This is a genomic window from Bacillus hominis (assembly GCF_018332515.1).
In the GTDB taxonomy this organism is placed as follows: Bacteria; Bacillota; Bacilli; order Bacillales; family Bacillaceae_G; genus Bacillus_A; species Bacillus_A hominis.
Genome location: NZ_BOQD01000409.1, coordinates 1 through 772, shown reverse-complemented (window position 1 = coordinate 772; position 772 = coordinate 1). Strand labels below are relative to the sequence as shown.

Sequence of the window (772 nt, the reverse complement as noted above, 5' to 3'; positions counted from 1 at the left end):
TCTTGTTGAAGACTCGTTTTATGAAAAGAATCCGGATGATTCTTTTCAAGAACGACATCTCCTGTTGCTGGAGCAATTGATTTATGAATTTCCCATCCAGGTGTCCCGTGTCTAAGCGAGGAACCAGACTTCCCGTTAAACTTCATATAAAAAATAGGGGCTGAAGCAGAACGGGCTTTAGAAATCAATAATTGAATAACTCTTAATAATTCCGTTCCATTATATAGGACTTTTCTCTCTTCAAATGAACCTACCTGTACATCAATAATAAGGAATGCTGTACAGTTTTTTATCATAAATACCCTCCTAATACTTGGTTCAAAAATACAAAAGTGAAATATATGCAAACTACAATGCTATGCATATTTAATGTATCCAAAAGTTCCAAAGAATATTGCATGGAGGTATGAAGTGGATTCGAATAATTACAATTAGTAATAAATAAAGGACATGAAATTGGCAATCATGTAATGAATTGTGTTAAAAGGTATGTTCTCAGGATTTTATTGCGATTTTAATGGGGATAGCATTGTTTTTATAGGCTACATTTTAGCGAAATAAAAGATCAAAAGCGATATGTATATTAATAAGGTTACATTAGTGTTTTTCTTTTCATTTATATATTCGCAAGTAAAATAGCATAATATCAGTACGAATCACTATATTAATATGAGTTTTTGCATATTTTCAAATTAATATATCCCCTGAAAAGTTTTAATTGTATAATATATCTTGTCATAGTCTTTTAGATTTTCCAACAAAAAACAACAAG

Annotated in this window: 1 protein-coding gene; it reads right to left on the bottom strand. The window is 30.3% G+C overall.

Annotation, left to right across the window (positions count from 1 at the left end; genetic code table 11):
- A partial coding sequence (locus KI356_RS25755; RefSeq protein ID WP_212936859.1) for an isochorismatase family protein occupies window positions 1–296 on the bottom strand: 296 nt, incomplete at its 3' end.
- Between the last annotated feature and the right edge of the window lie 476 nt (window positions 297–772).